Source organism: Zooshikella ganghwensis DSM 15267, from assembly GCF_000428585.1.
Lineage (GTDB): Bacteria > Pseudomonadota > Gammaproteobacteria > Pseudomonadales > Zooshikellaceae > Zooshikella > Zooshikella ganghwensis.
This window is the reverse complement of sequence record NZ_AUAF01000335.1, coordinates 1-1,829: the sequence shown is the minus strand read 5'-3', so window position 1 is coordinate 1,829 and position 1,829 is coordinate 1. Positions and strand designations below refer to the sequence as shown.

1 protein-coding gene is annotated in these 1,829 nt (G+C 45.1%); it reads right to left on the bottom strand.

Going from position 1 to position 1,829, the window contains the following annotated elements:
- Window positions 1-167: 167 nt before the first annotated feature.
- The coding region (locus F607_RS32170) for a glycoside hydrolase family 19 protein (protein WP_157365625.1) at window positions 168-1,829 on the bottom strand (1,662 nt) is incomplete at its 5' end.

The following is a 1,829-nucleotide window of genomic DNA, read 5'->3' as shown; positions in this document are numbered from 1 at the left end:
TGGAATAAAAAATAAGAGACTCTCTGCTGGTTGGGATCATGAATATTTAATGAAGCTAATTTGTTCGGTGTAAATTTATATGCGATTGCCCTGAGTAACCTATGAATTTAGATTAATAAAAAAGTAAGAGGTGGTTACCTCTTACTTTATAAGAAAAAAACAAGCAATTATTTTTTGGAGTCTATTACAACATCATCAAAGAAGTGTTCAATACATTTTACGTAGTCACCTTGTTTGAATGCGCTAAAAGGTGTCTGGTAATTAACCAGTTTACACTTGTAGCTTTTACCCGATGGTGTGCTAGGGTCCCAGCTCCAATCTTGTTCCCAATAAATATTGAGAGCACCACTGCCTTTCGTATCAAACCGCTTCATGTTGGCGCAGCCTAATACTTCATCATCTGCAATGGGCACCTTCAGGTACTGGGTGAATTGCTTGTAATAATTAATTCGGTTTTGTGATTGTCGGTGCTCTGTTGGACCACCACATTCAACACCACCATTAATTATTTGTGTGGTTACACCAAAACCATGCACTAAGCCACCTTCTTTATCATGAGCGTTGGGCTGCCAGGTGCCATTAATAACGTGGAACATGCTGGGTTTTGGAGGCTGAGGATAAACATAAAAGAATACAGCACTTGCCAGGTTTAACCATGTATCCGCCACTTTTTCAGGGTTATCGAGTAAGGTACGTACTGTGCCAAACATCGCTTCTGAAAAAGGTCCGTAATTGTAGTTATAACTTAGCTGTTTTGCCCCTCGGCCAAAGTAGCTTTTGTATTGACCATCAGCAAACTTACCACATGGCCAGGTTTTACCCTGCCAAGTGTCTGGACTACATTCTGCGTTATAACCACCTCGCTTATCTTCGGTCCAGCCCATTTCTCGAACATAATGTAATCCTTGCCGCCACTCTGGTACATCCATATAAGCTTCATGGGCACCGGTTTCTTGAGTGAAGTGAGCAAACATGGTGGCCAGTGATTTACGACAGATAGCGTCTGCATCACGTCCATCATCGTAGTTACCACAGAATGCCGGGAATTTACCAATGGCTTTCAAAAAGTTGGTATAGGTATATTCTTTCGCCCGCTTGGGAAAAAGAAAATCCCAGCCATCACTGCCAATGATAGACTCCACACGTTTTACGTTTGCGGGGTTGGTGGCATTTCCTGGCGCAATTTTCTCGACCAGTTCATTATCAAGTGTTGCAATACTGGCTTTTACGTTTTTCATTAAGTCCGTGTTGGTTAGCTCAGCCTCTCTTGCTTTTAATTTACTGAGAGGAATGACGTAGCCATCACCGGGTTTGTCTCCATCTCCAGGCTTTGGTGGTTTTGGTTTGTCGCCATCATCAGGTGGTGTTGGCTTATTACCTTTTGCCTCCCAGGGTCCCCATTGATCTGCTCCTGGTTCATCGCCACGTGTCCACCATTTAGCTTGGTAAACGGTGTGCTGGTAACTGGCAAGATCACCTTTTACATACACTTTATCGGCTTGCCATGGGGCTGCATTACTAGGTGTACTGTCGTCTGGTTTGCCATTATCGCCTGGCTTATCACCATTGCCAGGCTTATCCGTATCGGGCTTGTCACCATCACCGGGTTTTGTCGGTGGTGGATTATCGCTGCCTTGAACCTGTTTCCAAGGACCCCATTGATCTTTGCCGGGCTCATCGCCGCGGGTCCACCATTTAGCTTCATAGGTTTTGCTTTGATACGTTACCCGATCGCCTTTGGTGTAGACTTGATCCGCTTGCCAGCTATTAGCCGGTGGTACAGGCTTATCACCGTCGTCGCCGGGAGTATCATCGCCTGGCGGTGGGGG